This window comes from Candidatus Omnitrophota bacterium (genome assembly GCA_028716165.1).
GTDB lineage: Bacteria > Omnitrophota > Gorgyraeia > JABMRG01 > JABMRG01 > JAQUQI01.
In genome coordinates this window covers 1-5,319 of sequence record JAQUQI010000016.1, presented here as the reverse complement: position 1 = coordinate 5,319, position 5,319 = coordinate 1, and the positions used below count along the sequence as shown (strand labels likewise).

7 protein-coding genes are annotated in these 5,319 nt (G+C 42.7%); all 7 read left to right on the top strand.

Annotated elements, in window-relative coordinates:
* Positions 1-230: 230 nt before the first annotated feature.
* Complete coding sequence (locus tag PHV77_06960) at positions 231-1,256, top strand: hypothetical protein (GenBank protein MDD5505024.1); 1,026 nt, start codon at positions 231-233, stop codon at positions 1,254-1,256.
* A 21-nt stretch (positions 1,257-1,277) separates the two neighbouring features.
* Positions 1,278-2,303 carry a radical SAM protein gene (locus tag PHV77_06955; protein ID MDD5505023.1) on the top strand — a complete coding sequence of 342 codons (1,026 nt, stop codon included), beginning with the start codon at positions 1,278-1,280 and terminating at the stop codon, positions 2,301-2,303.
* 10 nt (positions 2,304-2,313) lie between these two features.
* The gene (locus tag PHV77_06950; protein MDD5505022.1) at positions 2,314-2,805 is read left to right on the top strand and encodes a PqqD family protein; all 492 of its coding nucleotides are present in this window, start codon (positions 2,314-2,316) and stop codon (positions 2,803-2,805) included.
* Between the two features lie 63 nt (positions 2,806-2,868).
* Positions 2,869-3,360, top strand: coding sequence for a hypothetical protein (locus PHV77_06945; GenBank protein ID MDD5505021.1), 492 nt, complete (start codon positions 2,869-2,871; stop codon positions 3,358-3,360).
* 66 nt (positions 3,361-3,426) lie between these two features.
* Complete coding sequence (locus PHV77_06940) at positions 3,427-3,603, top strand: hypothetical protein (protein ID MDD5505020.1); 177 nt, start codon at positions 3,427-3,429, stop codon at positions 3,601-3,603.
* Between the two features lie 182 nt (positions 3,604-3,785).
* Positions 3,786-5,084: an adenylosuccinate lyase gene (gene purB, locus PHV77_06935; GenBank protein MDD5505019.1), complete on the top strand. Its 1,299-nt coding sequence runs from the start codon at positions 3,786-3,788 to the stop codon at positions 5,082-5,084.
* A gap of 37 nt (positions 5,085-5,121) precedes the next feature.
* The coding region (locus tag PHV77_06930) for a phosphoribosylformylglycinamidine cyclo-ligase (protein ID MDD5505018.1) at positions 5,122-5,319 on the top strand (198 nt) is incomplete at its 3' end.

Below are 5,319 nucleotides of genomic sequence, written 5' to 3'. Positions count from 1 at the left end.
GAAATGCGACGAACAGGAGCATCTCAAGGGCGACTGGCCGACCCGAAATGAGCGAAGCGAATGCAGGGCGCCAAATCCTCTCCCCGCAACCAGTTTTATATTAAACCAAGACAGCCTGTAATGGTGATCTTGGTTTTTATTTTAAAAGGCGGGCCTTGTTAAAAAAACACGGTTTTTATATTTTTTTATGTCTAAAAGATTTTTAGATGTATAATAATGGACGTAAAAGAATGATTAGTATATTCTATTATTTCGGTTTAAAGATTTTTGTTCATATTAAAAACAGGGTTATCGCCGGAGCATTTGATAAATTTATTTCGCAGACGATTTTAAATCCGGACATGTCCCTTATCCGAAAACCGTGTTCAGCCCGGGATATTAATGTGTCAATCGGCTTTAAGGACAGCCGGGCGCCTGTCCGCGGCGTTTTTTCCGAAAGTATTGGATTACAGCTTCCGGATAATAAGTCAATATTTACGCCGTGCCGGTTTTTTGAAGGCCCGCAAGCCGGAGTGTACTACAATATTTTTTCCGGTATTGCCGTTATTCGCGTTAGTGAAAACGCGGATTTAATTGACGTGGTATTTTTCACGAAAGCTTCTTTGGAAAAGTATTCAGATGTTATTTTTAGGTATATTTTTTCATTTATTCTTGAAGGAAACGGGTTTTCTTTCGTCCACGCGTCAGGCGTTGCCAAAGGCGGCAAGGCTGTTATATTTCCTGCCGCCGCGGGAGGAGGCAAAAGCACCATTGCCATGGCCCTGCTTTTGTCAGGGTTTGAGTGGATAGGAGACGAACACGCTGTATTTAAGTTAAGGCGCGGCAGGACTGTTGATATATCGCCTTCTTTGTTTGCTCTAACCGCGGGCTTAAGACGCGAAGCATTATCCAAATTTTCCAGGCTTCAAGGATATAAAGACGGGTTTGCCAGCCTGGCGAAAAAAAACAAAACAAAAATGTTTTTGTCAATAAAACCGGATTTTTTAATAACCCATGCCCAGCTCAAAGCCACAGTCTTTCCCCGAATAACAGATGAGCGAAAAAGCCGTATAAAAAAAATCAGGGCTAAAGAAACGGCGGAATGTCTTTTAGCGTCCGCCTACAAAGAACGGTTTTATCATCACGGCGGGATGTTTTTAAAAGACAGATATCAGGCATTGCTTGGGCTCGCGTCAAAAGCTGACAATTACCGCATGTATTTGGGCACTGACTCACAGGCCTGGGCAGGCATCATAAGTTCCGTAATCAACAGGTAAAATATTAAGAGGTTAACGCGGATGGAGTGCAAGAGTGATATGGGCACAGCCGAGCGCAGAGGGTTTAGATATAGGCCTTTTAATATAGTCTTGGAGATAACCAGAAAATGCAATATGAGCTGTGTCCATTGCTGTGTGGACAACGCAGACGCTCCAGAGCTTCAAACACGCGATATCAAAAGGTTTCTTGATGAGGCCGCGGCATTAGGGTCTTTGAAAGTAAAAATAGGAGGCGGTGAACCGTTTACAAGAAAAGATTGCATGTCTATTATAGAATATGCCCGCGAGCTGGATTTGGCGGTATCGGTTTTTACAAATGCCAGTCTTATTGACAGGCACATAGCAGGGCAGTTGCGTGATTTAAAGGTTTATATTATCAATGTAAGTATATACGGCTCAATTCCCCGTATTCATGATAATATAACCGGAATAAAGGGGTCTTTTGATGCGCTGCAAAGGGGAATTGATTGCCTTCTGGAAGCGGGTATCAGTCCTTATTTGTCCATGGTTATAATGAAAGAAAATTATAATGATTTAGATAATGTCATGAAACTGGTACGGGAAAAAACAGGAAGAGAGCCTAAATTTACCACAGAAATATTTCCCAAATATAATCATGGCTTGTCCCCTATCAGGCATAGAATTTCCGATACGGAATTGGAAGAATTTTATAATTTACATATCGCCGATAAACGTTTTTTAAATATTGGTACTTTTGACTCCGGCCTGTCCTGCAATGCCGCCACGTTCGGTTGTTTTGTTTCAGCCTGCGGTGATGTGTTTGCCTGCGCGTCATTACGCGTTAAAGGCGGCAATATCATGTCCGGCTCTTTTAATGACATATGGCACGGCAAGGCATTTGAACGCTTAAGGGTTTTAACTATGGAAGATTTTCCGCTGTGCAAAGATTGTGAATTGCTGCCCGGATGCCCCAGATGCTTGGGGCTTTCGTTTTTGGAATACAGGGATTATACCCTGCCGCATCCGCGTATATGCCTTAGAAGCCGCATCTTTGACAGGTTATCAAAAGAAAAGATTATAAAATAAGGAGAAGCTTATGGTAAATGATTACTGCGTTATTAAAACAAGTGAAGATCTGGTATGCAGGTTTGTTGACGGTGATATTTTTATCGTAAGCCTTAGGACAGGCAAATATTACAGCCTTAATGCCTCTGCCGTGGTTATATGGGAAAAGATAACCGGAAAAGATTTCAGCGTAAAGGCTGTTGTGGATTGGGCTGTAAAGAAATTTTCTTCTGCCACGGAAAATGATATTCGTTTGGGTGTTAATGATTTTTTGAAGGATTTGGAAAACCAGGGCCTCATTACGCTATTGTCTGACAAAGATAAAATAGCGCCTGCCGGGGCTTGTAAAAAGAAGGGCTACGCTAATCTGCCAGGCGCGGGCTTGAGCAATGGTATGGATGCCTATATTAAGCCGCAGTTGATTAATTATGAAAATCAACAAGTGGCAAAAGAGGGCCGTAAGGTTTACGCGTGCCCGATCCATATAGATTATTTTTCTGAATGGGATACCTGCGCTCTTTAGATCCTGCGGTTTTTAAAAATGTAAAACTATTACCGTGTTTTCCGTAAAAAGGATATTTCCCCGATGGTAGAGACTGCGATTTCGTCAGATTTTATTGCTAATCCTGACTATACATTTGCCGGTGTAAAAGGTGAAAGCATGAGCCCCGCGGTTAAAAACGGATGGAGTATAGACATAGCGCGCGCAAGGCCTGAAGACATAAAAACCGGAGATATAATTATTTTTAGAAAAAAGCTTCTTATCTGTCACAGGCTTTTGTTCAAGGCCAGATTATTTGGCAGGTATTATATAATACAAAAGGGCGATAACGCGAAAACAGGCAGTGTGATTACGCCAGAAGATATTATAGGCAAGGTGAGTGCGGTTTTTGACGAAAACGGCCGGCGCGTTGATGAGTCAATATGGCGTATCACGCATATCGGAACAAGAAATGCTTTTTTTTACCGCGTTTATTTATTTGCTTGTGTTTTTAAACGCTTTGTTCTTGGCCCGCGCTTAAACAGGTTTACGTGCCTTGTTGACCGTTTTTTGTGGCAGGCCCGAAGGCAGGCCTAAGCCCGTTTTTTCTTTACTAACCGCGATATATAATATATAATTTGTCTTAAAGAACAGGAGGCGGGTATGGCAAAAATTGAATTTGGCAGTATGTCAATCGCGCGCAAAACATGTATTACCATAGCAAGCGTTCTTTATATTCTGGCTGTTTTGGGTAATGCCAGGCATGGTTTTGTGGAAATATTAAGCGTTACGCTTGCCTTTGGCGCTTTATTGGCAATGGTTTTGCTTTGGGTTAAATAGTTCATATTAGGGACCTGGTTTTTTACCCCATATTTTTATTGACCGTTTAAAAACTTTTTGTTAGAATGACCCTCTCTGATGAGTAGTCAATAACTGCCCGCGTGTTTTTTAAAGTGCCGGGCCTGTTTGGAAAACCCCTTCGTTTTTTATGAGAATAAAGCGCGTCAGCAAGGAGGACCCCTGTGATACAGCGTTATAGCCTTTCCCGAATGAATTGTATCTGGCAAGACCACAATAAGTTTCAAAAAATGATGGAGGTGGAGATAGCCGCTTCCGAAGCCCACGCCAATAGCGGTAAAATACCCAAGAAGGCCTTTGAGCGCATAAAGAAAAAGGCGCGTTTTGATCTTAAGAAAATAGAGGCGCTTGACAAGAAGACCAACCATGATGTGGCTTCGTTTGTTGAAAATCTTCAGGATAACATAGGCCCCGGAGGAGAATATGTTCATATGGGCCTTACTTCAAACGATGTCACCGATACGGCGCTTGCGATGCAAATGCGGGAGGCTGCCGATATTATACTCCAGGGGATGGACAGGCTGAAGAATATCCTTGCCAAAAAGGCGGCTGCGCACAAAGATACGGTGATGATAGGAAGGACCCATGGCGTGCACGCGGAGCCTACCACTCTGGGGCTTAAACTGGCGGTCTTTTACGAGCAGATAAAACGTGATATAAAACGCCTTGAGGACGCTAAGCACAATATAAGTTTTGGCAAAATATCGGGCGCCGTGGGGACTTTCTCCAACATAGAGCCTTTTATTGAAATGTATGTGTGCAAAAAGCTGGGCTTAAAACCCGCGCCTGTTTCAAACCAGGTGCTCCAAAGGGATAGGCATGCTCAATTTCTGTCCGCGATTGCTATCGCCGGCGCCACGCTTGAAAAGCTTGCCCTTGAGATAAGGCATCTTCAACGAACAGAGGTTTTAGAGGCGGAGGAATATTTTTCTAAAACGCAAAAAGGCTCGTCAGCCATGCCGCATAAGAGAAACCCAATCACGTGTGAAAGGATATGCGGTTTGTCGCGTATATTAAGGGCCAATGCCATGGCGGCTGTGGAGAATATAGCTCTTTGGCACGAACGGGATATAAGCCATTCATCCGTTGAGAGGGTCATAATACCGGATTCCACAATATTGATTGATTATATGATAAACACCATGTCCGAACTTATGGAGCATTTGATCGTATATCCTGAAAATATGCAGAAAAATCTGAACAGGACGAACGGACTTATATTTTCTCAAAGGGTGATGATAGAGCTTATAAGGCAGGGCCTGACCCGTGAATCGGCCTATCGCCTGGTCCAAAGAAACGCCATGGCCGCGTGGAAACAACAGCGCGATTTCAAAAAGCTTCTTTTAGACGATAAAGATGTAAGGAAAAAATTACCCGCGCAAAAAATTGAAAAATGTTTTGATATTGGTTTTTATTTAAGAAATGTTGACGTGATTTTAAAGCGGACGGGAATAATAAAATAGCACGTCCTGTTGGCCGTAAAGACAAAGGCGGGAGAAGATGGCAGAAAAAAATTTGGATTATAAAAGAGCTGGAGTGGATATAGCAAAAGGCAATCTCTTCGTAAAAAAGATAAAAGAAGTTGTCGGCAGGTCAAAGAAAAACCCGTGCTGTATCGGAGGTATTGGTTCTTTCAGCGGGCTTTTTAGCTTTGACACGAAACGATATGATGAACCTGTCCTTGTTTCATCTACCGAT

What these genes read in the sequence shown, in the direction of transcription:
- PHV77_06940 (MDD5505020.1), top strand. Translation starts at nt 3,427, where the DNA reads ATGGCAAAAATTGAATTTGGCAGTATGTCAATCGCGCGCAAAACATGT.
- PHV77_06955 (MDD5505023.1), top strand. Translation starts at nt 1,278, where the DNA reads ATGGAGTGCAAGAGTGATATGGGCACAGCCGAGCGCAGAGGGTTTAGA.
- PHV77_06950 (MDD5505022.1), top strand. Translation starts at nt 2,314, where the DNA reads ATGGTAAATGATTACTGCGTTATTAAAACAAGTGAAGATCTGGTATGC.
- PHV77_06945 (MDD5505021.1), top strand. Translation starts at nt 2,869, where the DNA reads ATGGTAGAGACTGCGATTTCGTCAGATTTTATTGCTAATCCTGACTAT.
- PHV77_06960 (MDD5505024.1), top strand. Translation starts at nt 231, where the DNA reads ATGATTAGTATATTCTATTATTTCGGTTTAAAGATTTTTGTTCATATT.